Raw genomic sequence first — 24,455 nt, forward strand, 5'->3', positions numbered from 1 at the left:
TCCGCCCGGGCCCCCGACCAGCAGTACGGAGTACCCACCGTGACAGTCCTCTTCGGTCAACTCTTCACCGGCATCAGCATCGGCGCGGTGCTGCTGCTCATCGCGCTCGGCCTCGCGCTGACCTTCGGCCAGATGAACGTGATCAACATGGCCCACGGTGAGTTCATCATGGCCGGGGCGTACACCACCTACGTCCTGCAACAGAGCATCACCGGGGCCGGCCTGTCACTTGTCGTCGCGCTGCCGGTGGCGTTCGTGGTCGCCGGCACGATGGGCGTCCTGCTGGAGATGCTGCTCATCCGCCGGCTCTACGCCCGGCCGTTGGACACCCTGCTCGTCACCTGGGGGGTGTCGCTGATGCTGCAACAACTGGCCCGCGACGTGTTCGGCAGCCCGAACGTGCAGACCCGCGCCCCCGACCTGCTGACCGGCAACGTGGCGCTGCCCGCAGGGCTGACCATCGCCAACAACCGGCTGTTCATCCTGGCCCTGGCGTTGGCGGCCGTCGCGGCCCTCACCCTGGCGCTGCGCCTCACCCCGCTGGGGCGTCGCATCCGCGCGGTGGTGCAGAACCGCGACCTCGCCGCGGTGTCCGGCATCCCGACCGCCCGGGTCGACCGGACCACCTTCTTCGTCGGCTCCGGCCTGGCCGGGCTGGCCGGGGTGGCGCTCACCCTGCTCGGCCCGATCGGCCCGACAATGGGCACCAACCTGATCATCGACGCCTTCCTGGTCGTCGTGGTCGGCGGGATCGGCCAGCTCAAGGGCAGTGTGATCGTCGCCTTCGCCCTCGGCGTGCTGCAGGCCACCGGGGAGTACCTGACCACCCTCAGCGTCGCCAAGGTGATCGTGTTCGTGGCGATCGTCGCGTTCCTCCAGTGGCGGCCACAGGGCCTGTTCACCCTGCGGACCAGGAGCCTCGCATGACCGCCGTCACCCCCGCGCCCCCCAGCACCGCCACCGATCCGGTGCCCACCCGCCCCGCACCCGCGGCCCGCACCGGTGGTCGTTCGCGGCTGCGGACCGCCGCCGGCTTCGCGTTCGGCGCGGCACTGCTGTTCGCCGTGGCGCCGCTGGCGTTGTCGGACTTCCGGCTGGCCCTGCTCGCCAAGTACCTCTGCGTCGCCATGGTCGCCGTCGGCATCGGCATCGCCTGGGGCCGGGGCGGCATGCTCACCCTCGGCCAGGGCGTCTTCTTCGGCCTCGGCGGCTACGCGATGGCCATGCACCTCAAGCTCGCCGACGCGGGTCCCGGCGGGATGCCCGACTTCATGCAGCTGTACGGGCAGCTCGACGAACTGCCGCTGTGGTGGCGGCCGTTCGCCAGCCCGTGGTTCGCGCTGCCCGCGACGGTGCTGCTGCCGATGGCTGTCGCCTTCGGGCTCGGCTCGCTTGTCTTCCGCCGGCGCGTGCGGGGCGCGTACTTCGCCATCCTCAGCCAGGCGCTCGCCGCGGCGATGGTGATCCTGCTGATCGGGCAGCAGGGCACCACCGGTGGCACCAACGGGCTGACCGACATCAAGGGCTTCTTCGGCTACGACCTGGACGACCCGGTCAACCAGCGCATGGTCTACTTCATCATCGCCGGCACGCTGCTGGCGTTGCTCGCGCTGGCCCGCCAACTCATCCAGAGCCGCTACGGGGAACTGCTGGTGGCGGTCCGCGACGGTGAGGAGCGGGTCCGTTTCCTCGGCTACGACCCGGCGTCGGTCAAGCTCGTCGCGTACGTCGTGGCGGCCGGCATGGCGGGGCTGGCCGGGGCACTGTTCGTGCCGGCGGTGGGCATCATCTCGCCCGCCCTGATCGGCATCGTCCCGTCGATCGAGTTCGTCATCGGCGTCGCGGTGGGCGGCCGGGCCACCCTGCTCGGCCCGGTGCTCGGCGCGGTGGCGGTGGCCTGGGCGCGTACCGCCCTGTCGGAGCGTTTTCCCGGCACCTGGACGTACCTGCAGGGTCTGCTCTTCGTGGTGGTGGTGGCGTTCCTTCCCGGTGGCCTGGCGTCGCTGTGGGCGCTGGCCCGCCGCCGCGAGGGCGGTGTGGCAGCGCGTCGGCGTGGATGGTTACCGACCGGTCGACGACGCGCCGAACGGGCGGAGGTGCCAGCGGCATGAGCGAGGAGCGGCTGGACGGGTTGTCCGTCCGTGACGTGCGGGTCAGTTTCGACGGGTTCACCGCCGTCGACGGTGTCTCGTTGGAGGTGCCGGCCGGTGACATCCGGTTCCTGATCGGACCGAACGGGGCCGGCAAGACCACCCTCGTCGACGCGATCACCGGCCTGGTCCGGGCCACCGGTTCGGTCCGCTTCGGCGAACACGAGCTGCTGGGCCGGCCGGTGCACCGGATCAGCCGGTTGGGCATCGGGCGCACCTTCCAGACCTCGACCGTCTTCGAGGAGCTGACGGTGTTGCAGAACCTCGACATCGCGGCGGGCGCCCGGCGCAGCTGGGCGACCCTGGCCCGGCGGCGGCGCGACATCCCCGACGAGGTGGCCGCGGCGCTGGAGATCATCGGGCTGACCGGGCGGGCCGGGCACCTCGCCGGGACGCTCGCCCACGGCCAGAAGCAGTGGCTGGAGATCGGCATGCTGCTGGTGCAGGACGTCCGGCTGCTGCTGCTCGACGAGCCGGTCGCCGGAATGAGCCACGAGGAACGCGACGCCACAGGTGCCCTGCTGGAGACGGTGAGCCGGGACCGCACGGTGGTGGTGATCGAGCACGACATGGACTTCCTGCGTCGGTTCGCGCGCACCGTCACCGTGCTGCACGCCGGTCGGGTGCTCAGCGAGGGCACAGTGGCCCAGGTCCAGGCGGACCCGCGCGTGCAGGAGGTCTACCTTGGCCACCCGGTCGACGCCGGGTCGGCACCGACGGTCCGGGAGGCATGATGCTGACGCTGCGCGGGGTGCGCGCCGGGTACGGGCGCTCTCAGGTGCTGCACGGAGTGGACCTCGCCGTCCCGCCCGACGGGGTGGCCGCCGTGCTCGGGCACAACGGCGCCGGCAAGAGCACACTGCTGCGGGTCGCGGCCGGGCTGCTACGCCCGAGTGCCGGCACCGTCGAGTTGGACGGCGAGGACGTCACCCGACTCGGGCCGCACGAGCGGGTGGCGCGGGGGATGGCGTACGTCCCGCAGGGCCAGCAGAGTTTTCCGCACCTCACCGCCGCGGAGAACCTGCGGCTCGTCGCCGACGGGCGGCGCGACGGCGCGGTGGCCACCGCCGAGGTGCTTGATCTCTTTCCGGCGTTGCGCCCGCTGCTGCGGCGGCGGGCCGGGCTGCTCTCCGGCGGCCAGCGCCAGCAACTGGCCATCGCCCGGGCACTGATCACCCGGCCGAGGTTGCTGATGCTCGACGAGCCGACCGAGGGCATCCAGCCGTCGGTGGTCGCCGAGATCCAGGAACGGATCGTGGAGCTGACCCGGCAGCCCGGGTTCAGCGTGCTGCTCGTCGAACAGCACCTGGGCTTCGCGTTGCGGGTGGCGAACCACTACCACGTGTTGGAGTCCGGCCGGGTCACCTCGCACGGCGACGGGGGTGTCACTGCGGAACGGGAGGTCCGGGCGGCACTTGCGGTCTGAGCCGCGGGTGGCGCGCTCCGCCGACCTGGCCCGCGGAGTCCGCCGCGGTTCGTAGAATCCCTGCCATGCCGGAGATCGTCGAGTTGCTGGCCTCGCCCGTGCACCGCTTCCTGGGCCGGCCGGCGGACGGCCCCGCGCCGGCCCCACCCGGTGAACTTGTCGACGTGGTCCGGATCCGGGCCAACCTGGGCATCGTCGGCGACCGGTACTTCGGCCAGCAGGCGCACCGTGACGCCAGCGTCACGGTGATCGCCCAGGAGTCACTACCGGTAGGCATCGGTCTGGCGGAGGTCCGGCGCAACATCCTCACCAGCGGGATCGCTGTGGACGAGCTGATCGGCCGGGTGCTGGTCCTGGACTCCGGAGACGGCCCGGTCAGCCTGCGGGTCAACCGGGCGGCCCGGCCCTGTGCCTGGATGGACGTCACAGTCGGTCCGGGAGCCTGGAAGGCGCTCCGCACGACCGGCGGCATCCGCTGCACGCCACTCAACGACGGCACCCTGCGCAGCGGGCCGGTAGACGTCGTGGTGAGCTGAACAAACGGCTCGACGGTAACCCGCGGGACGGGCATGGTGTGCACCGGACACCGCCCGGTCGGGCGGCGGACCAGCGCCCGGGGGAGGCGGCAATGCAGCAGGCACTGGCACTGACGGATCAGCAGGTGGACGACCGGACGATCCTGCAGGTGGTGGTGGGCTCCCGGGCGTTCGGACTGGCCGGCGCGGGCTCGGACACCGACCGTCGTGGGGTGTACGCGCTACCCGCTTCGGCGTTCTGGGGGCTGCGGAAACCCGCCGCGCACCACGAGGGACCACTCCCGGAGCAGATGCGGTGGGAGGTGGAGCGGGTCTGCGGGCTGGGGCTGGCGGCCAACCCCACGGTCCTGGAGGTGCTGCACTCGCCGCTCGTCGAGACGTGCACCCCGCTGGGCACCGAGCTGCGGGCGCTCACACCTGCCTTCCTGTCCCGGCGGGTGGCCGACACCTACCTGCGCTACGCCACAGCCCAGTTCGGCAAGGCCGAGCGCGGCATCGCCCGCGACGGCGCGCCGGTGTGGCGGCACGTGATGCACCTGATCCGTCTGCTGACCGCCGGGGGTGACCTGGTCCGCACCGGCCGGTTGGTGCTGGACGTGGGCACCGACCGGGACCGCCTTCTGGCGGTCAAGGCCGGCATGGTGCCCTGGGACGAGGTCGTCGCCTGGCGGGACCGGCTGGTCCGCCGGATGGCGGCGGACCTCGCCACCAGCCCGCTGCCGGAACGGCCCGACGAGGCGCGGGTGGAGCAGTGGCTGATCTCGGTCCGGGACCGCTCCGTGCGGGGCGCGGCGTGAGCGCCTGGGCAGCCGCAGGTCTGCCGGCCGGCATCGATTTGACGGCTGTCGTCGCCGAGCAGCCGTACCCGCTGATCTTCGCCACCGTCTCCGGCGCCCACCTGTACGGGTTCCCGTCCACCGACTCGGACGTCGACCTGCGCGGCGTGCACCTACTTCCGGTCGAGGAGGTGATCGGGCTGACGCCGCCCACCGAGACGCGCACGGTGATGGCCGACCGCGACGGGGTGGAGCTGGATCTGGTCACGCACGACCTGCGCAAGTTCGTGCGGCTGATGCAGGGCCGCAACGGCTACGTGCTCGAACAGCTGCTGTCCCCGCTGGTGGTGCGGACCACAGCGGTGCACGCGGCGTTGGTGGAGCTGGCGCCGCTGGTACTGACCCGGCACCATGCCCACCACTATCGCGGCTTCGCCGCCACCCAGCGACGGTTGTTCGGCACGAGTGGCGAACTCAAACCACTGCTGTACACCTTCCGGGCGCTGCTCACCGGCATCCACCTGATGCGTACCGGTCGGGTGGTGGCGCACCTGCCGAGCCTGCTCAAGGCCGAAGCCGCGCCGGCGTACCTGGCCGACCTGATCGCGGCGAAGCGGAGCGCCGAACACGGCGCGTTGGGCGACCTCGTCGCCGCCCCGGTCCTGGCTCGTGACCTCGCCGACCTGACGGCCCGGCTGGACCAGGCGCACCACGACACCCGGCTGCCCCCGCAGCCCGCCGGTGCGGCCCAGCTCAACGATCTGGTGGTGGCGGCCAGGCTGGCCGATTCGGCGAGGTGACGCCGGGGGTCTAGACCGGGCTGACGTGCGCGGCGAGGACCCGCCAACCGTGCGGGTCGTCGTGGACCCAGGTCCGGGTGTAGCGCAGGTTCGCCGCGAACGCCGCCCCCTCGTACACCCCGGCCACCCGGCCCAGGAAGAACGTCACACCGGTCTTTCCGACGACGAGCAGGTCCAACTCCTCCTCGACCAACTCCTCAAGCACCGAGCGACGGTCCCGGTGGGCGGCCAGGTCATCCTGCTTGGTGTACGTCCGGCCGTCCGGGCCGACGGCGATCAGCTGGTCGACGAGCAGTTGGTCGAGGGCGGCCACGTCGCCGGCCCGCTGGGCTGCCTGCAGGGTCCGCTCGGCATCGAGCAGCTCTGCCTCGCGTGCGCTGTCCGGCATCGGGGCGTCCTCCGGTCGGTGTCGACCCGGCGTCACCGTCGGCCGGGGCTGTCCGCATTGTGGCAGTCGGTGGGGCCCGTCGGCGGGTGGATCGCCGGCGGCGGTCACAGGCTCAGCCGGATCCGTACGACGGTCTCGCCGGGGCTGGTGAGCACGACGACCTCGTCGCAGATCTGCTCCACGATCGCCAGCCCTCGACCCCGGATCGCGTCGGCGGACGGCATGCGCCGGCCCAACGCCCGGGTCGGCCCCCGGTCGACGACGTCGCAGAACAGCTGACCCGACTCGGCCCAGAGCCGGACCCGGCCGCCGCCGGTGGTGTGCTGCAGAGTGTTGGTGGCCAGCTCGCTCACCGCCAGCGTCAGCAGCTCCACCCGATCAGGCGACAGACCCCGGGCCAGCGCGCCGACGCTGACGAACGCGCGGAGCGCTCGTACGTCCGTCGCGACCTGGTACGACATGGTGTCCGCGAGAGGGGCGGGGACGCTCTGCTCGGCCACGACCTCCGGTCGCTCGGCCGGCATCAGCCCGCCATCCACGGGTTGGCGGCGAGCGTCACCACGACAGGCCCGGGTGCGGGGGACGTGCGAGCCGCGAAGTGCGCCATCGGGCAGCAGCAACCCTTCTCTAGCGACAGCTGGTTGTCGGCACATCATGTCACCTGTTGGTGCGTTGGCTGCCCCACCCGTTCGGCGCTCGATCCGGCGACGCGCGGTCATGCCGGGCGCGTCGCCCGCCTGACGGCCGGGTCGGTCAGGGGGCTGGGTCGAAGGCGATGGACTCGCTCAGCTCGCGCCACCGCGCATCCGAGGCGGCCAGGGCCTCGGCGGCGGCCGAGGCGCCCGCCACCGCGTCGGCGCCGAGAAGCAGCCGCAGGGGCGGGTCCTCGACCCGGGTGATCCGGATGATCGCCTGGGCGGCTCGGGCCGGGTCGCCCGGCTGGTTGCCGCTGGCCTGGCGGAGCCGCTGCACGGCCGGGTCGATGACCGGCTGGTACGGGTCGCTGATCGGCAGCATGCTCATCGAGGAGCCAGCCCAGTCGGTCCGCAACGCGCCCGGCTCGACGGTGGTGATCCGGATTCCGAATCCCTCGACCTCCTTGGCGAGCACCCCGGAGAAGCCGCTGACCGCCCACTTGGCGGACTGGTACGCGCCCAGGCCGGTGCTGGCGACCCGGCTGCCGACGCTGGAGATCTGGACGATGTGCCCGTGCCCCTGGGCGCGCATCGCCGGCAGGACCGCCCGGGAGAGGTTGACCACTCCGTAGAAGTTGGCCTCGATCTGGGCCCGGAAGTGCTCCTCCGGCATGTCCTCGATCGCGGCGACGTCGGCGTACCCGGCGTTGTTCACCAGGATGTCCAGGCTGCCGAACGCGTCGATGGTTGCGCGGGCGACGGCGTGGGCGGCCTCCGGGTCGGTGACGTCGAGGGCCACCGTCCGGACCCGCTCGCCGTACCTGTCGCTCAGGGCGTCGAGCTGCGACGGGGTGCGGGCGGTGGCGACGAGGTGGTCGCCGTCGGCGAGCACCGCTTCGGCGAGCGCCCGACCGAGACCCCGGGAACAACCGGTGATGAGCCAGACTCGGGGCACGTGGTCTTCTCCTGACGGGCGGGCGGGCGGCGGTTACGGGCGGATGTCGAGCGCGCCGACCAGCTCGTCGCGCAGCGTGAACCGGTAGCGCAGTTCGATCGGGCTGCCCGGGAAGTCGCCGGACACCCGGGTGCGGACCAGGTACGAGTCGCCCGCCTGCGCTGTGACATCGACCGGTTCGGCCGTGTACGCGTAGGCGTCCATCGTCTTCTGTCGCCAGGCGCGGATCGCGGCCCGTCCGTCGTAGAGCCGGTCCTCGTCGGCGACGCTCGCGGTGTCCGCGAAACAGGCGACGAAGGCATCGAGGTCCCGGTCGTTGACGGCCCGGAAGTACCTGTCGATCACGTCGGGCAGGTCCACCGCCATCTGCTCCTCCTGCGGCGCGGGCCGCCGTCGGGTTCCCGGTCCGACCTCACCGTACGAGAAGCGGCAGGCACCGCGCGGCGCAACGAACAGAACGACGGGGCAGTGCCCGCGTACGGCGTGGTGGCCGTCCGGGCTGGCGGGCGGGTTTGTCACAGGTGGGCCCGGGTAGGCACGCCTTTCCGGAGCGAAGGGCGGGGGCATGGCCGAGCTGGGGTTCGTCGACAAGGTTGCGGCGCGGGCGGGCATTCCGCCGGAGCCGGCGCGCGTACTGACCGAGGCTGTCCTGCGCACCCTCACCGAGCGCCTCAGCGGCGGTGAGGCGGGCGCGTTGGCCCCCCACCTGGCCGACGAGTTGAGCCCGTTGCTGGTCAAGGCCGCCGAGGCGCCGGAGGCGTTCGGCTACGACGAGTTCCTGCGGCGGGTGGCCGACCGCGCCGGGATCGACAGGCCCGCCGCCGAGCGGGGCGCCCGCGCCGTCCTGCAGACGATGCACCGGGTGGTCGGGCACCGGGAGTTCGAGGACGCCCTGGCGCAACTCCCGGCGCAGCTGAGGGCGTTGGCCCAGCCACTGCCGCACGGCCCCTGAGGGGACGTACGCCGACCCGTCGGTCGGCGCACGCCCCACCCGGGATCAGCCGGTCACGCCGCTACCGATCACCCACTTCTGATGTGCGCCGCCCGCGTACGTGCCGAGCTGGATCTGGGTGCCGTTGGCGGTGCTGCCGCCGGCGGCCTCCAGCACCTTGCCCGACTGCGGGTTGCGGATCGACCCGTCGGACTGTGGCTGCCAGCTCTGCGCGCCGGTGCCGTTGCAGGTCCAGAGCTGGACCTTCGTGCCGTTCGCGGTGCCGCCGTTGTCCACGTCCAGGCACTTGCCGAGGACCCGGTACGTGTCGTCGAGCCGTGTCCAGGACTGGGCGGCGGTGCCGTTGCAGGTGTAGAGCTGGATCTTCGTGCCATCGGCCAGGCCGGAGTTGTCGACGTCCAGGCACTTGCCGCCGGCACCGGTGATGGTGCCGCCGGTCGGCGGCGGTGGGCTACCCGGAATGGAGTTGAGCGTGTACCACGCCTCGGTGCTCCACAGCGACTGGCCGCTGGTGGAGGTGAAGGGGCGCGGCGAGCGCAGGTGCACCACCCGACCGGCCTTGCGACCGGGCACCGTGAGGCTCACCTTCCTCCCGTCCGACGAGAGGGTGGCCGAGGTGACGGTGAGCGTCTCCTCGTCGATCTTCGGCCCGCCATAGTTGGACGTGGCCACGTACCGCCACTGCCTGACCTTGTATCGGGCGGCCAGGTCGGCGGCGGTCTCCGTCGAGACGGGCTGGGTGTACTCCACCTCGAAGCCGGTAGTGGTGGCCCGCATGGCGAGCATCTCGAACGCGGTGGTACTGGTCGGGGTGAGCTTCTGCAGGCCGTACGACAGCTTGCCGGTCTGACCCCAGTTGCCGCCCGCGCCGAGCCCGCCGACGTAGATCGCGCCGTCCGGGCCGATGTTGACCTCCGAGACGCCCGCCTCCAGGCCCTGGGTGAGCCGGAACAGCGCGCCCTGGTACTCGCCGTTGATTTTCTCCACATTGGCCCGTTGCAGGCCGCCGTACGTCACGTCGCCGATGACGAACTGTCCGGCGTATCGGCCGCTGGTCAGGTAGAGCGGCGTGCTGGGGGAGTTGGCGATCTCGTTCTGCGGCATCCAGAGCACCGGCTGCGTGACCTGGGCGGTGTCGAACGGGCCGGCCGGGTTCGTGTAGTGGTTGAAGAACCGGCCCTGCTTGACGTGCAGCAGCTTCGACGAGGGCAGCCAGCCGCCCTGGTTGTCGGTGACGAAGATGCCGCCCTCCGGGCCCCAACCGATGCCGTGCGGGGTACGCAGACCGCCGGCGACGTAGCTGACCGCGCCGGTGTCCTTGTTGACCTTGAGGGTGGTGCCCCGGTTGGCGGCGGGCTGCGGGTTGGTGGTGGCCCCGCCGGAGTTGATCGACACCGACAGGTTCAGGTAGAAGAACCCGTCCTGATAGAGCAACCCGAACGCGAACTCGTGGAAGTTACCGCCATACGGCCAGGTGGCGACGGTTTCCAGGCGTTCGGCCACCTCGTCGCCGCCGGTGTTGACCAGCCGGGTCAGTCGCTGCTTCTCCGAGACGTAGACCACCCCGTCGACGACCTTGAGCCCCTGCGGCTCCTTCAACCCGCTGGCGATCCTCTTGGTGGTCACCGCGCCCGGAGTGGTCGCGCCGCCGGTGTTGCCGAGGATCCAGACCTCACCGTCCTGGGAGGTGCCGGACTGGTCGCTGCCACCCCAGGTCGAGATGACCAGCCGGCCGTCGGTCAGCCAGTCCATCCCGGTGACCTTCGGCTGGAAGCCGTTGGGCCGCAGATTGGTGAGCGTGTAGCCGGGGTGCACGCCGGTCAGTGGCAGGCCGTCGCCGGGGGTGTCGGCGATGCCCTCGCACTCCTTGCGGCCCGGCGCGGTCACCCGGACCACGCCGGCGTCGGTGCTCAACGCCGAGTTCGGTACGACCACGAAGGACGCCGAGCCGGGCGTCTTCCATTCCAGGGTGATCTGCTGCCCGCCACCACGCTCGAAGTGGTCGATGCGCAGCGGGTGCAGACCGGCGGTGAGGGTGACGCTGCCCTCCTTCGGTGGGGTCGCGCCGTGCAGGCCGTCGTGGTTGATCACGACGGTGTTGTCGATCGCCAGCTTGGATCCGTCGTCGCTGCTGAGCCGGAACGTGTAGCTACCGGCCTGGGTGGTGGTGATGTTGCCGAGCACCTGCGAGACGAAGTTGTCCTCGAAGCCGAAGTCGGCCGCCGAGGTCCAGTTGATGGTGGACATGAGTTTGTCCACGTTGGGGGTCTGCGCGGGCTTGAGGGTGCAGAGCTCGGAGAGCGGCACCTGCACGTCGAAGACGCGCAGCGTGACGCCCGGTTCCTGCGCGGGGGCGGCGCTGGCGGGGGCGGCCCAGAGGCCGGTGGTCAGGACGAGCGCGAGCGTGGCCAGGACGGGATGGTGGAGTCGGCGTTGCGGGCGTGGACCCATCGTTCCTCCAAGGGGCGGTGGAGTGTCCGACGGCCGGTGCGAGGCAGCGGTGAGGATGGCCGTCGACCCCGGTTTCGTAACGTCCTCGACGCCGACGAGTGACATTGCGGAAACACCGGGTTGATGGGTCGAGACATTAAAGTGTTTCGATTTGGCTGTCCATGGCTTCGCGTCGATACATCAAAAGTTCTCCATGTCCGCGCGAAAGTCCGTGGTGATACGCGGAGAATGCCGGTTGTCGAGGCGACTCAGCGCCGTCCACGCCGGGCCGGACGACCTGTCTTACCCGAGGAAGCGGACCTACCGACCTTGCCGGTGGACGCGCCGGCCTTGGTGGACGCGCCGGCCTTGGCGGTGGACGCGCCGGACCTGCCGGCCGGCCGACGACCCGGCGTCGACGCCCCGCGCGTGGCGGGTCGGCGCCGCGCGGCCACCAGCACGATCGCGGCGACCACGACGACGATCAGGGCCGGGACCAGCCAGGCCGCGAACCCGCCGCCGGACTTCTCCCCGCTGGCGCCAGCCGGGCTGCTCGCCGCGGCGCCGGTGGGACCCGCCGGGCTGCCGGTCACCGCGGGGCTGGCCGACCCCTCACCCTCGGCCAGGGCCAGCAGCGCCGGCTCCGGCCCGGCCGTGGGCGCCGTCCAACCGGCCGGCGCCGCAGTGGTACGCCCCTGGTAGTCGAAGGTGACCTCGCCGCGTACCGCCTCGCCGTCGGAGGCGACGGAGAGGTAACTGGCGGTGTAGCGGCCCTTCGCCGGCCAGTGCGCGACAGTCACCATGGCCGGGAAACCCGTGTGGTAGAGCCGGGGCTCGAACACGCCGTTGACCATGAAATATTCCGTGACCGGCTTGTCCAGCCGCTTGGGCTCGCCGGATGACCAGCCGTTGTCCACCCGCGAGCCGGTCGGCCCGCTGATGGTGAAGTACGCGTTGGCTGCCGGCTTCTCGGTGAAGTACAACGCCAACTGGGCAAGCGGCTCCCGTACGACGGTGCCGGTCAGCGGGGTCGAGGTCGCCAACTGGCCGTGCGCGGACGCCGCGGCGGCGGGCAGCAGCAGCGACACCACAAGCGTCGCGGCCAACGCCGCCACCGCCCGGCTCAGGATGTTACGCACAGTGACCAGCCTCGATCGCATTCGTTCATCATGGTCATTTCCCCGCCACCGAACAAGACGTAGAGTTCTCCTCCCCGACGATCACCTCGACACCCGTCCCCCCTCGCGTCGTTCGGAGTCCGCCCGTGTTCCTCCGTACCCCCGCAACCCGCACCTCTGTCGCCCTCGCCGCCGGCCTCCTCACCACCCTCCTCGTCGCCGGTTGTGGGCAGGACGACGACCCCTCGGTGGCCACCACGTCCGCACCCTTCACGGCCGCCGCTTCGCCGAGCGCCGCCACCACCGCGCCGAGCCCCACGGCCAGCCCCACCCCCGCCGCACCTGCGGCGGACCGCGAGATCGTCGTGACGATCGCGAAGCGGCGAATCAGTCCGCCGACCGGACGGGTAACCGTGGGTAAGGGCGAGCTGGTGCGGATCACCGTCACCTCCGACGTCTCGGACGAGCTGCACGTGCACGGCTACGACCTGGGTGCCCGGCTGCCGGCCGGCAAGCCCGGCTCGGTGGAGTTCCGCGCCGACCAGACCGGGCTGTTCGAGGTGGAGACGCACGAGACCGAGCTGGTGCTGTTCCAGCTCGTCGTCCGCTGAGCGGGATGACCGCCCCCGCAACGCTGCTGGCGCACGGCGTCGGTGGTCGGCAGGACCTACCGATCACGCTGCCGCAGCTCGTCGTCGCCGCCGCGCTGACCCTCGTCGTCACGTTCCTGGCGCTGGGCCTGCTCTGGCGCGAACCCCGACTCGACCGGGACGCCGCCGGCGGTCGCCCGGTGCCGCGCCGGCTCGCCCAACTCGTCGACGCGCCCGCCTTCCGGTGGGTGCTGCGAGGGCTCGGCCTGCTCGCCGCCGCCTGGTTCTGCCTGGGCCTGCTGGGTGGGCCGGACACCGCGGACAACCCGACGGCCGGCGCGCTCTACGTGCTGCTCTGGGTCGGCCTGGCTCCACTGTCCCTGCTGCTCGGCCCGGTCTGGCGGGCGCTCAACCCGCTGCGCACCGCGCACCTGCTCGGCGCGCTGGCGTTGCGCCGCGACCCGGAGCGTGGGGTTCGTGAGCTGCCGCCGGGGATGGGGATGTGGCCGGCCGCCGTCACCCTGCTCGGGTTCGTCTGGCTGGAACTTGTCGCACCCGACCGGGCCACCCTGCCGGTCATCACCACCTGGCTGGCCGGGTACGCGGTGGTCCTGCTGGTCGGAGCCGTGCTGTTCGGCGCCGGCTGGTTCGACAGCGCCGACCCGTTCGAGGCGTACAGCTCCCTTATCGGTCAGCTCGCCCCGATCGGCCGGGCCGCCGACGGTGTGCTGGTCTGGCGCAACCCGCTCGACGGGATCGCCGGCCTGCGGCCCCGCCCCGGGCTGGTCGCCGTGGTGACCGTGCTGCTCGGCTCGACAATGTACGACAGCCTCTCCAACGCGCCGGGCTGGTTGCGCTTCAGCCAGGAGAACGGCCTGCACCCGGCGGTCACCGGCAGCGCCGGTTTGAGCCTCGTCATCGCCGCCGTCGCGGTGGCGTACCTCGCCGCCACCGGCACCGCGGCGCGCATCGGCCGCGCCGACGCGGACGAGACCCGTGCGGTGCCGGGCGAGATCGCCCACTCCATCGTGCCGATCGCCGTGGGGTACGTGGTGGCGCACTACTACTCGTTGCTGATCCTGGAAGGCCAACGCACCGTCGCGCTGCTCGCCGACCCGCTGGACACCGGCGCCAACTGGCTGGGCACCGCCGACTGGGAACCGCACACCGCGCTCGTCACACCCGCCGGGGTGGCCACCCTGCAGATCACCGTCATCATCCTCGGGCACCTGCTCGGCACCCTGCTCGCCCACGACCGCGCCCTGTACCTGTTCCCCCGGGCCCGGGCGGTGGCCGGCCAGCTACCCCTGCTGGCACTGATGGTCGCCTACACCGTCGCCGGTCTGCTGCTGCTCTACGCGGGGTAGGTCCGGCCCCGTCCCGGCCGGTGCGTCATGATGGCCCGTGCACTCCGATCTTCAGCGCTACCTCGACGACCTGGTCAGCGTCGCCCGAGACGTGCTCGGCACCGACCTGGTCGGCGCGTACGCCGCCGGCTCGGTCGGGCTCGGGGCGTACCAGCCGGGCCGCAGCGACGTGGACGTGGCGCTGCTCAGCGCCGGGCCGCTCACCGGGACAGCCAAGCGGGCGCTGGTGGCCCGGCTGCGGCACGAGGCGCTGCCCTGCCCGGCGCGCGGACTGGAGTTGGTCGTCTACGACCGGGTGGTGGCCGCCTCCGGCACCCCCGAGCCCGGCTTCGAGGTCGAACTGAACAGCGGGGCCGACATGGCGTTCCGCAGCACCCTCGACCCCGCCGACCGCCCGGCCGCCGACGGCCGATTCTGGTACGGCCTCGACCGCAGCATCCTGCACCAGAGTGGACTCGCACTACTCGGGCCGCCCGCGGGGGAGGCCTTCGCCGACCTCGCCCCCGCCGACCTGCGCCGCCTGCTCGTCGACGCGCTGACCTGGTGGCTGGCCCTGCCCACCCCACCGGCCGACCAGCCCGCGCCCGGCACCGAGGACGCCGTGCTCGGCGCCTGCCGATCGCTGGTCCGCCACCGCGACGGCGTCTGGCTGGCCAAAATCGCCGCCGGTCAACGGCTGCTCGACGCCGGCGACCCGGCCGACGTGATCCGTCAGGCGGTCGCCGCGCGGCACGGCGGGCCGCCGCCCACCGGGGCGCAGGCCCGCGCCTTCCAGCAACGGGTACGCGACGAGATCGCCGGGTAGCCACAGCCCCGGCAGGCATGCTCCGCTCAGCGGATCGGCTTCGGATCAAGATCGAGGACCAGCAGGTCCATCGGTGGACCCCACGGCAGAATCGAGGTGCCGATCTGCTGCCACCCGTTGCGCGCGTACACCTTCCGGGCGTGGGATCGGGGGTCGGAGGCGAGGGTGGCGTACCGCTCCGGCCGGTCGGCGAGCAGCCGGCGCATCAGCTCCGCGCCAATTCCCGCACCGCGGTGGCGCGGGTGGACGATCCACTCCATGACCGCCAACTTCGACGCCGCCCGGATGTCGGCGGGCGGGTCGGCCGCAGCGCGCGACCACCAGTGCCCGGCCGGCATGGTCCAGCCGTAGGCGGCACCCACCAGCGACACGCCCTCGGCGACGGTGACGAGGGTGAAACCGGGCCGGACGGCCTCGCCGGGCAGCCCGTCGCGGAAGCGGGCCACCTGGTCGGGGCCCTCCTCGTACGGCGGCGCGGCGTAGACGCACCCGTAGAGGTCGACAAGTGGTCCGAAGAACCGGACCGCGTCGTGGCCGTGGCTTGTGGTGTAGGTCAGGGCCATGTCCGGATGCTAGCCGTGTACCCGTTCCATCAGTTCGCCGTAGACCGGACGGTGCCGCTCGGCATCCGCCACCGCATCGGCGACCTGTCGTGCCACCGCCCGGACGATCTCGTTGTGCTGTTCGGCGGGTAGGTGGTCGAGCAGGTCCGCCGCGAGGCGTAGCCCGTCTGGGACGGATCCGTTGCGGCACAACGCCGCCGCCTGGTGCAGTTGCACCTGCGTGCGCAACCGCCGCTGCGACGGCGGTGGGCAGCGCTTCCACGCTGGCCGGCGTTCGACCGTCATAACAACCGTTCACCACGTCCCACGCCCGGGTGAGGATCCGGGTCTCCGTGTCGCCGGACGCGTCGGCGAAGCGGTGGGCGCTCGCCCGCCACCTGCCGGCGAGCACGGCCTGCCCTGATGCGTTCAGGCGGAGGGCCACGATGACCGACAGCCGGGCAGCGGTGCGGAGAAGCAGTGGCCGGCGGTGCCCGCGATCGGCGGTGATCTGATGGCGCAACACGGTCAGGTCGCGCCCAAGTTGGGTCACCAGCTCGTCGTGCGGACGACGGTAGTAGCCGCAGCCGTAGTCTGCGACGATCTCAACCCACTCATCGACGTCGACATCGGCGGCGGTGCCGAGCCCCTGCCGTAGAACCTCCCACTCGACGAGCCGATCCACGGCGGGCGCCGCCGCGAGCGCGCCCATCGCCTGGAGGACCGTCCTTCTGCGCATGTCCCTGTCGCCTGTAGGCCCTCGTGCGTACTCCGCTTCCAGCGCACCGCCAGCTGATAACGCGCGGTCATAGGCGGCCACCGCCATAGCGTTGGCGGGGCGGTCGCCGCGTTCGATCTGCCCGAGATAGCCGAAGTCGTACGCCGTCAGCTCGGCTCGACCCGTACACCCGTCTGGTCCGAAGCCCGATGGCCCGGCGTCGTGCGGCGAAACGCCGCACACCCCGCTGCGCCCCCTGTGGTGTTGCCGGGCAGACGGAAAACCATGGCCCTGCCGCGAGGCAAGGCTCCGGCTCCGGGCCGAGTTCGATGACAACCTGTCGGGACTGACCATCTACCTGGCCGGCATGTTCTGCCAGGCCACCCAGGACATCCACCACCTGGACCCTTCCCACGGACCCAGCCCGCGCGCGTTGTTCGACCGCTTCCTGGGCTGGGCTCGACGAGAGAGACCGCCGGGTGGGCGAACTGGGTGAGCCGCTGAGAGTGGGCGCGGAGGTCAGCGGACCGGGCGGGACGTGAGTGAGGCGAAGAGCAGGTTGAGCCCCTCGGTCATGGTCGGATGGGTGATGACCGCGTCGCGCAGGGCGGTCCACGGCATCCCGGCGAGCATGGCCAGCTGCACCGAGGTGATCACCTCGCCGGCCTCGGCGCCGAGCAGCGCCGCGCCGAGGATCCGGTCGGTGCTGGTGTCGATGACCGCCTTCCACATGCCCTCGGTCTGGCGCAGGGTGCGCGCCCGGGGGATCGCGGCGACCGGCAGGTGGGCGACCTGGATGTCGTACCCGGCGCGGCGCGCCTCGGTTTCGGTGAGCCCGACCCGGGCCAGCTCCGGGGTGGTGAAGACGGTGTACGGGATCAGCCGGTCGGCGGTGCTGCGTTGGCCACCCGCGAGGTTGGCCCGGATGATCCGGTAGTCGTCGAGCGAGACGTGGGTGAACTGCGGGCTGCCGGCGACGTCACCGGCCGCCCAGGTCCGCTCGGCGCTGGTACGCAGGTGCTCGTCGACCAGCACGAAGCCCCGTTCGGTGCGGCGTACCCCGGCCGCGTCCAGGTCGAGCCCGTCGGTGACCGGCTCCCGGCCGGCCGCCACCAACACGTCATCCCCGGTCACCAGGCTGCCGTCGTCCAACGTCACCCGGAGGGTGCCGTCGACGTCCCGGTCGACGCGGGCAACCGCGACGCCGACGCGCACGTCGATGCCGTCGTCGAGGAAGACGCGGAGGACCGCGTCACTGACGTCGGGATCCTCCCGAGTGAGCAGCCGCGGACCGCCCTCGACAAGGGTCACCGCGCTGCCGAACGACGCGAACATCTGCGCGAACTCCACCCCGACGGTGCCGCCGCCGAGCACCACCAGTCGGGCCGGCAGTCGATCCAGTCGCAGCAGTTCGTCGCTTGTCAGCACCCCGGCCTCGGCCATGCCGGGCACCGCCGGCAGATGCGGACGCGTACCCGTGTTGATGACCACGTCGTCGCCGCGCAGCAGCCGCTCACCGCCGTCGGCGAGGGACACCCGTACGGTCCGGGGGCCGACGAAGCGGGCCTCGCCGATCACCAGGTGCAGGCCGGAGTCGAGGAACTGCTGCCGGTTGGCGGCCACCATCCCCTCGACCACGTCCTGCTTGTGCGCCCGCAACAGGTCCACGTCGACCCGGCCACCCTCGACCGTCAGGCCGAGCGTGGCCGCGTCCCGCAGGTGACGTGCCGCCCGTGCGCTGGTCACCAGGGCCTTCGTCGGGATGCACGCGACGTTGATGCAGCTGCCGCCGATCATGCCGCGTTCGACCATGGCGACCCGTTGCCCGGACCGGGCGACGTCCATGCTCAACGTCTTGCCGGCCTTGCCACCGCCCACCACGAGCAGGTCGAACTCCTCCGGTCGGTCGGTCACCGGGCGCTCCTCTCGGTCACCGGGCAGGCCGGCGGCCACCGCTGGTGCGCGGCGGCCAGCCCAGCCTGCCAGTTCCGCGGAGGCCAGCGGCCCGGTTCCCCGCAGAATCGTCCGAGGTCAACCGCTACCGGCCGGCGGCGGCGGGATGGTTGAGGGATCATCGTCGGATGGCTGATGTCCCATCTCAGTTCCGGGCACGGGTCCGCCACGAGCCGGACCGCTCCTACGCGGTGCTCGTCGAGGGGCCTGCCGGAGAGGTACGGGTCGGCGCCACCCGCAGCATGAGGGAGGTGCGCACTGTGGCCCGCGAGGGCGCGGCCCGCCTGTTCGGCGTGCCGACGGAGCGCATCGCCGATCAGCACCTGGACGTGGTGGTGCCGCAACCGCCGTACGGGCGCGACGGGCAGTGGGTGCGGATCGTCTCGACCGGTGCGTCCACCGCCGCGGACGACGTCGCCGACCTCGGGGCGGCGGGCCAGGCGCACTGGTACGGCCACGAGGGCGCCTGGTTCGTCACAGTGGCCGGCTCCGGCACCGGCCTCTATCCGGGGGAGTGTCTCGACTTCACACCGGTCCTCACCGACGATGAGGTCGCCGAGCTGCAGAGGTACCTCGCCCGGTCACCCCGACCCTCCCCCTGAGGACGACCGTCGCGGGCCCGGAGCGAACTCGCCCGGGCCCGCGACGACCACGGCCGAGGTCAGTGCCGGGCTGAGCCGTTCTCGCTCACCGGCTGCCCGAAGGCGAGGAACGGCACGGGTGTCGGAGGCTCCGGCCGGGTGAAGATCCGCTCGGGCTCCTGCAGGTGCCCGTCCAGGCCGGCCGTCCGGTCGGACGACGCGGGCACCGGCTCGTCCACAGTGTTCGGCCCGTCGGCGCGCTCACCGTCGGACCGGTCGGCATCGGACTGGTCGGCACCGGACTGGTCTGCCCTCGGCTGATCGGTGCCGGACTGGTCGTCGCCGGGGTGCTCGCCCTCGGCCCGCCCACCACCGGTCCGCTCGACGTAGGGCCGGTCGACGCTCGGCCGGTCGAGGTGCGACCGGGTGCCCACCATCGGGTACTCGGCGGTCTCCGGACCTCCTGCTGCCGCCGCCATCACCGCTGCGGCGGCGAGGTCGGCGACCCGCTTCGCCTCACGCTGCACCCGGGCGCGTACCTCCTTGGCGTGCCGCTCGGCGGAGTCTCCGGCCCGACGGGCCTCCTCCAGCCGGGCGCTCTCGGCGGTGAGGTCCCGGCGGACGTCGCTGAGCCGCTGCTGCATGCGCGACAGCTCGTTCTCCAGCGTCTCGCCCTCCTGCTGGATCTCGGCGAGCTGCTGGCGGGCGGTGTCCAGCTCGGCGTGCAGCTCATCGGCCTCCTGCCGGCGCTCCGCGATCTCCTGCTGGAGGGCGGTGAGCTGCTCCTGGTGACTGGCAGCCTGCTCGTCGGCCCGGTTACGCAGCTCGGTCACGTGTTGCTGGGCCTCGGCCAGCAGCTCGGCGATCTGCTGCTCGGTCGCGTTGCGCTGTTCGGCGAGCTCCTGCTCGGCGGCGGCCTGCTGCTCGGCGATGTCCTGCTCGGCGGCGGTCCGCCGCTCGTTGACCTCCCGCTCCACGTTGGCCTGCCACTGGGCCATCTCCTGCTGGTTCTTGGAGCGGGCCGACTGGAGCTCCTGCTGGATCTGGGTACGGGCCGACTTCATCAGCGCGTCGGCAGCGACCCGGGTCTGGTTGAGCTGCTGAGCGCTCTGCTCGGTGATCCGTTTCGCCTCGTGCTGGGCGCGCTCGTGGGCGGCCTCCCCGTCGGCGCGCAACTGCTCGGCGTGTTCGCGGATCGCTGTCAACTCGGCCTCGGCCAGGGTGCGCCGCTCCTCGTGCGCCTGCTCCTGTTCGGAACGTCGGGTCGCCAACTCCTCGGACAGGTCCTGCCGGGCCTGCGCGGCCCGCTCCCGGGTGTCCGCGAGGATCCGCTCCGACTCGCTGCGCAGCTCGTTCGCCCGGTCGGTCGCCGACTCGATGATCATCGCGGCCTGCTTGTCGGCGAGCGTCATGATCTCGGCGACCATCGGGCCCAGGTCGTGGATCGAAGCGCGGTCCACCTGCACCGGCTGCTCCCGCATCTCGGCCAGCTCGGTGCGCAACCGCTGCACCTCGGCGGTCAGCTCACGGACCCGGACCGCGGAGCGGCCGTGCTCGCCGCTGAGCATCGCGATCTGGCCGTCGAGCTGCTCCAGGTGCCGATCCACCTGGCGTTTGTCATATCCGCGCAGGGCGAGCTCGAAGCTCGGCCGGGAGGCCGCATCGTCGCGTGCTGCGTGCGGCTCAGCGCCGATGGACATGCACCATCCTCCGTACGATCGGGGGCGTGCGGGTCGGCGGTCGCCTGCCCCGCGGGCCGTGAGTGTGGCGCAACGCTACCGCCGGGCCGACCACATGCGAAGTCCCGCCCCACCACGTCTCGTATCGGCGCGTGCTCCCGTATCGATCATGGAGTTGTGGCGGCTGACATAGGTCATGGACCACCACTATTCCGGCACCACAACTCCATGATCGACGGGGTTCGGGCCGGGCTACCGGCGGCGGGCTACCAGGACGGCGTCGTGCAGGGTTAGCGGCTGGCCGTCCGGGTCGGTGGCTGGACGGGGGCGGGCTTCGGCGGTCACGACCTCCCAGTGGGACGGGTCCAGGCCGGCGGCCACGTCCTCCGCGGTGAACATCATGTCCGGCATGTGCATCCGGCGCGCCGTCGTCCACAGGTCCGACGGGTGGTGCCCGACGATCAGCAGCACACCCCCCGGCGCCACCGCCTCGGCGAGCCGGGCGAACAACTCCCGCCGCTGCGCCGGGGGCAGGTGCATGAACTGCGCGGAGACCAGGTCGTACGCCTGCTCGGCGGGCGGCTTGTCGCGCAGGTCGGCGTGGGTGAACTCGATCCGGTCGCCAACGCCGACGGTGTCGGCGTGCGCGGCGGCCCGGTCCAACGCGGTGGCGGAGATGTCCACAGCCGTCACCCGCCAACCCCGCTCGGCCAGCCACACCGCGTCGGCGCCCTCACCGCTGCCCACGTCCAGCGCCCGCCCCGGAGCCAGGTCGGCGACCTCGGCGACCAGCTGCGGGTTCGGCCGGCCACTCCACACCGAGGGCCGCGACTGGTAGCGCTCCTCCCACGCCGGCTCCTCGAACGCCGTGGCAACCAGCTGCCGGTACGCGGCGACCGCCGTCCGGGTGTCCGCGGCGATGAGGTCGGCGTTGATCGCCGCCGCGGCGGTCAGGCCGGCGGCGGCGGACGTGATCACCTGGCCACGGATGTCCGCCACGTTGCCGGCCACCCAGACGCCTGGGACGCTCGTCGCGCCGCTGGGGTCGGCCGGGATCTGGGCTCCGACGACGTGCTCACCCATCGTCACCTCCTCCGGGGCGAGGCCCAGCCCCACCAGCAGGCCGGCGCGCGGAGTCAGCCGCGTCGCGACCACCACCGCGTCCAGCGCCACCACCCGGCCGTCGGCCAGCCGTACGCCGGTGAGCGCGTCCCCGGTCACCTCCAGCGCGGCGACCGGACCCGGTACGACAGCGATGCTGCGGGCGGCGAGCCGTTCGGCGGTCTCCGCGTCCGGGGCCGGGGCGTCGTGCAGCAGAAGCAGCACACTGTCGCTCCACTGCCGCCACATCTCGGCCTGGTGCACGCCCAACGGTCCGGTGGCCAGGACGCCGATCCGCTGGTCCCGGGCCTCCCAGCCGTGGCAGTACGGGCAGTGCAGCACGTCGCGCCCCCACCGCTGGGCCAGGCCGGGCACGTCGGGCAGCTCGTCGGTCAGCCCGGTGGTCACCAGCAGTCGGCGGGCCCGTACCGAGCCCCCGTCGGCGAGGTCGAGCCGGAACCCGTCGTCGTCGCGGGTCGCGGTCGCCACCTCTCCGGTGCGGAACTGCCCGCCGTACCCGGCGACCTCGGCCCGCCCGAGGGCGAGCAGCTCGCCCGGCGGCGTCCCCTCCCGGCCCAGATAGTTGTGCACATGGCCGGCGGGCGCGTTGCGCGGCTCGCCAGCGTCGATCACCAGCACCGACCGTCGGGCCCGGCTCAGCGCCAGGGCCCCGCTGAGCCCCGCGGCGCCGCCGCCCACCACCACCACGTCGTATGTCTCGTCCACCGGTATCCCCCTGTCACCTTGTCAGCTGAGCCCACCATCCGTCGTCGCCGGCAGCCTGGCAACTATCCTTGCCGTTATGGCAAACGAGGACACCGCCGCGCTGGCGGCCGTCGGCCCCCGGCTGCGCGCCCTGCGTCAGCAGCGCGGAATCACCCTGACCCAGCTCGCCGACCTGACCGGCATCTCCGTGAGCACCCTGTCCCGGCTGGAATCCGGCAGTCGCCGGCCCACCCTTGAGCTGCTGCTCCCGTTGGCGAGGGCCTACCAGGTGGCGCTTGACGAACTGGTCGACGCGCCGGCCACCGGCGACCCCCGGGTACGCCCCAAGCCGATCGTCATCCACGGCGTGACACACCTGCCGCTGACCCGCCGACCGGGCGGTGTCCAGGCGTTCAAGCAGATCTTTCCGCCGGATCCGTCCGCCGGGGGCCGGATCCCGCAGGTTCACGAGGGGTACGAGTGGCTCTACGTGCTCTCCGGCCGGTTACGCCTGCTGCTCGGCGACCGTGATCTGACGTTGACCCCCGGGGAGGTGGCCGAGTTCGACACCCGTATTCCGCACCTCTTCTTCAACCCCGGCCCCGGCACCGCCGAAGCCCTCAGTCTCTTCGGGCCGCAGGGGGAGCGGCTGCACGTCCGGGCCCGACCGGCCCCGCGCGGCACGTCCGCTGATCGCTGACCAGCGCGCGACTCCACCTCCTCGTGTAGATCATCCGCAGCCGGACCGCTTGCGGACGGTTCCTACCCTCCGGTCATGACCACGGGGCGGGCGAGCGGGCTGAGCACGGTGCAGGGTTACTACTGGCACGCCGTCCTGCTCGGAGATCGCTCGCTGGCGCGTCGCCTGCACCCGAGGGCGTTTCTCGACAAGAGAGCCTTGGGGGGCGTCTTGGTGGGAATGTTCCGGGTCGCGCTCGGCTGGCTCGCTCCCGACCCGGGCAACCCTGCCGAGATTCGCCAGTTCGCCGAGTGGGTGAGCAAATACACCTACCCGACGTACGGCGTCCCCGCGGACGAGGTGTCGCTGCTCATTCTTCGGGAGCTGGGGGAGGCGCCGGACGACGACGTCACACCCGCGCATCCGGGCATCGCGGAGTTGGCGGTGGTCATGACCGCCGTGCGTGATCTTGAGCTTAAGCCCGGTCACTTCGATCGTATGATCAGCGGGGGAGAGGAGTTCGCGAGGCAGTTGGGCATCAACCTCGCCGCCTATCGCCCCGGGCCCGTCATGCGGTGGCGCTTCGAGATGGCAGAAGGTCGTTGGTACGGGTACTCGGCCCGGAAACGCTGGGGCGCGGAGCGGATGGGCGCCTTCGTCGACTCGTGGCGGAACGACGACGCCGTCTGAGAGGCAGAGTCCGCCCCGGTGCGAAGATGGTGCGATGACCGACGCGGCACACCGGCACGGGAGCGACCGGATCGAGTACCGCGACATCGTCGTGAACGAGGTCGCCGGATTCCGCCCGCTGACGTTGGACCTCGTCGTGCCGGCGGCGGTTTCCGGTCCGGTCCCGGTCCTGGTCTGGATCCACGGCGGCGCGTGGCTGTTCGGCTCGCCCAAGCACCCGGCGGACTGGCTCATGCGAGCGGATCCGTTCACCGCCGCGCTACGCGCCGGATTCGCTGTCGCCTCAGCGCAGTACCGGCTCAGCGGCGAGGCGGCTTTTCCCGCTCAGCTCGACGACGTCAAGGCGGCCGTGCGCTGGCTACGTCGCAATGGCGACCAGGTGGGCGTGGACCGCGAACGGATCGGGGTGTGGGGAGAGTCGGCCGGCGGGCATCTGGCCGCGCTTGTCGCGCTGACCGGGAACGATCAGGACGACAGCCGCGTCCAGGCGGCGGTCTGCTGGTACGCGCCGACGAACCTGCTGACCATGCAGTCGCAGGCGCACCCGGCCGCGACGATCGACCACGACGCTGTGGACTCACCCGAGTCCCTGCTGATCGGAGCCGCGTTGGCCGAGCACCCGGAGGTGGGCCGGGCGGCCAGTCCGATCGCCTACGTGACCGGCCAGGCCCCACCCATCCTGTTGGTGCACGGCGACCAGGATCTGGTGGTGCCGGTCGGGCAGAGCGAGGAGCTTGCCGCAGCACTGGCCGCCGCGGGTGCCGAGGTCGAGTTGTCGGTGGTGCCGGGCGCCGACCACTGCTTCGCCGGCGTACCGCTGGAACCACTGGTCCAGGACAGTCTGGCGTTCTTCACCCGCGTCCTCTGATCATTGCCCGG

At 72.0% G+C, this 24,455-nt stretch carries 27 protein-coding genes; 16 read left to right on the top strand and 11 right to left on the bottom strand.

Going from position 1 to position 24,455, the window contains the following annotated elements; translation table 11 throughout:
* The first annotated feature begins 39 nt into the window (after positions 1 to 39).
* From urtB to AB0B85_RS20935, 7 genes are all read left to right on the top strand, one after another.
* Positions 40 to 927 (top strand): urea ABC transporter permease subunit UrtB, encoded by an 888-nt coding sequence (urtB, locus tag AB0B85_RS20905; RefSeq protein WP_357409680.1) that lies wholly within the window; start codon positions 40 to 42, stop codon positions 925 to 927.
* Positions 924 to 2,111: an urea ABC transporter permease subunit UrtC gene (gene urtC, locus AB0B85_RS20910; protein ID WP_357409682.1), complete on the top strand. Its 1,188-nt coding sequence runs from the start codon at positions 924 to 926 to the stop codon at positions 2,109 to 2,111. Before urtB ends, urtC begins: the two co-directional genes overlap by 4 nt.
* Positions 2,108 to 2,884, top strand: coding sequence for an urea ABC transporter ATP-binding protein UrtD (urtD, locus tag AB0B85_RS20915; RefSeq protein WP_357409684.1), 777 nt, complete (start codon positions 2,108 to 2,110; stop codon positions 2,882 to 2,884). Before urtC ends, urtD begins: the two co-directional genes overlap by 4 nt.
* A complete protein-coding gene (urtE, locus tag AB0B85_RS20920) occupies positions 2,884 to 3,576 on the top strand; it encodes an urea ABC transporter ATP-binding subunit UrtE (protein ID WP_357409686.1) in 693 nt (230 codons plus the stop codon). The genes urtD and urtE overlap by 1 nt, the downstream gene beginning before the upstream one ends.
* A gap of 65 nt (positions 3,577 to 3,641) precedes the next feature.
* Positions 3,642 to 4,112 carry a molybdenum cofactor biosysynthesis protein gene (locus tag AB0B85_RS20925; RefSeq protein ID WP_357409688.1) on the top strand — a complete coding sequence of 157 codons (471 nt, stop codon included), beginning with the start codon at positions 3,642 to 3,644 and terminating at the stop codon, positions 4,110 to 4,112.
* Positions 4,113 to 4,204: 92 nt separating this feature from the next.
* Positions 4,205 to 4,909: a nucleotidyltransferase domain-containing protein gene (locus tag AB0B85_RS20930; RefSeq protein WP_357409690.1), complete on the top strand. Its 705-nt coding sequence runs from the start codon at positions 4,205 to 4,207 to the stop codon at positions 4,907 to 4,909.
* Positions 4,910 to 4,929: 20 nt separating this feature from the next.
* Positions 4,930 to 5,688: a nucleotidyltransferase domain-containing protein gene (locus AB0B85_RS20935; RefSeq protein ID WP_357409816.1), complete on the top strand. Its 759-nt coding sequence runs from the start codon at positions 4,930 to 4,932 to the stop codon at positions 5,686 to 5,688.
* Between the two features lie 10 nt (positions 5,689 to 5,698).
* Here AB0B85_RS20935 and AB0B85_RS20940 read toward each other — a convergent pair whose 3' ends face one another.
* The 4 genes from AB0B85_RS20940 to AB0B85_RS20955 form a co-directional block, all read right to left on the bottom strand.
* A complete protein-coding gene (locus AB0B85_RS20940; protein ID WP_357409692.1) occupies positions 5,699 to 6,076 on the bottom strand; it encodes a nuclear transport factor 2 family protein in 378 nt (125 codons plus the stop codon).
* A gap of 104 nt (positions 6,077 to 6,180) precedes the next feature.
* A complete protein-coding gene (locus AB0B85_RS20945; protein WP_357409694.1) occupies positions 6,181 to 6,600 on the bottom strand; it encodes an ATP-binding protein in 420 nt (139 codons plus the stop codon).
* Between the two features lie 229 nt (positions 6,601 to 6,829).
* Positions 6,830 to 7,666, bottom strand: a complete 837-nt coding sequence (locus tag AB0B85_RS20950) for an oxidoreductase (protein ID WP_357409696.1) — start codon at positions 7,664 to 7,666, stop codon at positions 6,830 to 6,832.
* A gap of 33 nt (positions 7,667 to 7,699) precedes the next feature.
* On the bottom strand, positions 7,700 to 8,032 hold the full coding sequence (locus tag AB0B85_RS20955) for a nuclear transport factor 2 family protein (protein WP_357409698.1): 333 nt from the start codon (positions 8,030 to 8,032) through the stop codon (positions 7,700 to 7,702).
* Between the two features lie 199 nt (positions 8,033 to 8,231).
* Between AB0B85_RS20955 and AB0B85_RS20960 the strand changes: the two genes are divergently transcribed.
* Positions 8,232 to 8,618 carry a DUF2267 domain-containing protein gene (locus AB0B85_RS20960; RefSeq protein WP_357409700.1) on the top strand — a complete coding sequence of 129 codons (387 nt, stop codon included), beginning with the start codon at positions 8,232 to 8,234 and terminating at the stop codon, positions 8,616 to 8,618.
* Between the two features lie 45 nt (positions 8,619 to 8,663).
* On the opposite strand, the gene AB0B85_RS20965 is transcribed toward AB0B85_RS20960, so the two are convergent.
* On the bottom strand, positions 8,664 to 11,069 hold the full coding sequence (locus AB0B85_RS20965) for a ricin-type beta-trefoil lectin domain protein (protein ID WP_357409702.1): 2,406 nt from the start codon (positions 11,067 to 11,069) through the stop codon (positions 8,664 to 8,666).
* Positions 11,070 to 11,317: 248 nt separating this feature from the next.
* Positions 11,318 to 12,208 carry a copper resistance protein CopC gene (locus tag AB0B85_RS20970; RefSeq protein ID WP_357409704.1) on the bottom strand — a complete coding sequence of 297 codons (891 nt, stop codon included), beginning with the start codon at positions 12,206 to 12,208 and terminating at the stop codon, positions 11,318 to 11,320.
* 104 nt (positions 12,209 to 12,312) lie between these two features.
* Between AB0B85_RS20970 and AB0B85_RS20975 the strand changes: the two genes are divergently transcribed.
* From AB0B85_RS20975 to AB0B85_RS20985, 3 genes are read left to right on the top strand one after another with little or no spacing between them, the layout of a single operon-like run.
* Positions 12,313 to 12,777, top strand: a complete 465-nt coding sequence (locus AB0B85_RS20975; RefSeq protein WP_357409706.1) for a hypothetical protein — start codon at positions 12,313 to 12,315, stop codon at positions 12,775 to 12,777.
* Positions 12,778 to 12,782: 5 nt separating this feature from the next.
* Positions 12,783 to 14,123, top strand: coding sequence for a hypothetical protein (locus AB0B85_RS20980; RefSeq protein ID WP_357409708.1), 1,341 nt, complete (start codon positions 12,783 to 12,785; stop codon positions 14,121 to 14,123).
* Positions 14,124 to 14,160: 37 nt separating this feature from the next.
* Entirely contained in the window at positions 14,161 to 14,928 is a 768-nt protein-coding gene (locus tag AB0B85_RS20985) for a nucleotidyltransferase domain-containing protein (protein WP_357409711.1), read from the top strand.
* A 26-nt stretch (positions 14,929 to 14,954) separates the two neighbouring features.
* On the opposite strand, the gene AB0B85_RS20990 is transcribed toward AB0B85_RS20985, so the two are convergent.
* Together AB0B85_RS20990 and AB0B85_RS20995 are read right to left on the bottom strand one after the other, a co-directional pair.
* Complete coding sequence (locus AB0B85_RS20990; RefSeq protein WP_357409713.1) at positions 14,955 to 15,491, bottom strand: GNAT family N-acetyltransferase; 537 nt, start codon at positions 15,489 to 15,491, stop codon at positions 14,955 to 14,957.
* A 9-nt stretch (positions 15,492 to 15,500) separates the two neighbouring features.
* Complete coding sequence (locus tag AB0B85_RS20995; protein ID WP_357409715.1) at positions 15,501 to 15,776, bottom strand: hypothetical protein; 276 nt, start codon at positions 15,774 to 15,776, stop codon at positions 15,501 to 15,503.
* Positions 15,777 to 15,984: 208 nt separating this feature from the next.
* Between AB0B85_RS20995 and AB0B85_RS21000 the strand changes: the two genes are divergently transcribed.
* Complete coding sequence (locus AB0B85_RS21000) at positions 15,985 to 16,128, top strand: hypothetical protein (protein WP_357409717.1); 144 nt, start codon at positions 15,985 to 15,987, stop codon at positions 16,126 to 16,128.
* A gap of 579 nt (positions 16,129 to 16,707) precedes the next feature.
* Here AB0B85_RS21000 and AB0B85_RS21005 read toward each other — a convergent pair.
* Complete coding sequence (locus tag AB0B85_RS21005) at positions 16,708 to 18,102, bottom strand: FAD-dependent oxidoreductase (RefSeq protein ID WP_357409719.1); 1,395 nt, start codon at positions 18,100 to 18,102, stop codon at positions 16,708 to 16,710.
* A gap of 167 nt (positions 18,103 to 18,269) precedes the next feature.
* On the opposite strand from AB0B85_RS21005, the gene AB0B85_RS21010 reads away from it, so the two are divergent.
* Positions 18,270 to 18,743, top strand: coding sequence for a hypothetical protein (locus AB0B85_RS21010; protein ID WP_357409721.1), 474 nt, complete (start codon positions 18,270 to 18,272; stop codon positions 18,741 to 18,743).
* Positions 18,744 to 18,802: 59 nt separating this feature from the next.
* Here the strand turns inward: AB0B85_RS21010 and AB0B85_RS21015 are convergent, their stop codons facing one another.
* Together AB0B85_RS21015 and AB0B85_RS21020 are read right to left on the bottom strand one after the other, a co-directional pair.
* Positions 18,803 to 20,422: a DivIVA domain-containing protein gene (locus AB0B85_RS21015; protein ID WP_357409723.1), complete on the bottom strand. Its 1,620-nt coding sequence runs from the start codon at positions 20,420 to 20,422 to the stop codon at positions 18,803 to 18,805.
* A gap of 231 nt (positions 20,423 to 20,653) precedes the next feature.
* Positions 20,654 to 22,228: a bifunctional NAD(P)/FAD-dependent oxidoreductase/class I SAM-dependent methyltransferase gene (locus tag AB0B85_RS21020; protein WP_357409724.1), complete on the bottom strand. Its 1,575-nt coding sequence runs from the start codon at positions 22,226 to 22,228 to the stop codon at positions 20,654 to 20,656.
* Between the two features lie 76 nt (positions 22,229 to 22,304).
* On the opposite strand from AB0B85_RS21020, the gene AB0B85_RS21025 reads away from it, so the two are divergent.
* From AB0B85_RS21025 to AB0B85_RS21035, 3 genes are all read left to right on the top strand, one after another.
* Complete coding sequence (locus AB0B85_RS21025; RefSeq protein ID WP_357409727.1) at positions 22,305 to 22,907, top strand: helix-turn-helix domain-containing protein; 603 nt, start codon at positions 22,305 to 22,307, stop codon at positions 22,905 to 22,907.
* A 75-nt stretch (positions 22,908 to 22,982) separates the two neighbouring features.
* The gene (locus AB0B85_RS21030) at positions 22,983 to 23,576 is read left to right on the top strand and encodes a hypothetical protein (protein WP_357409729.1); all 594 of its coding nucleotides are present in this window, start codon (positions 22,983 to 22,985) and stop codon (positions 23,574 to 23,576) included.
* 34 nt (positions 23,577 to 23,610) lie between these two features.
* Complete coding sequence (locus tag AB0B85_RS21035) at positions 23,611 to 24,444, top strand: alpha/beta hydrolase (RefSeq protein ID WP_357409731.1); 834 nt, start codon at positions 23,611 to 23,613, stop codon at positions 24,442 to 24,444.
* Positions 24,445 to 24,455 lie beyond the last annotated feature (11 nt).

This window comes from Micromonospora sp. NPDC049044 (assembly GCF_040649215.1).
Lineage (GTDB): Bacteria > Actinomycetota > Actinomycetes > Mycobacteriales > Micromonosporaceae > Micromonospora.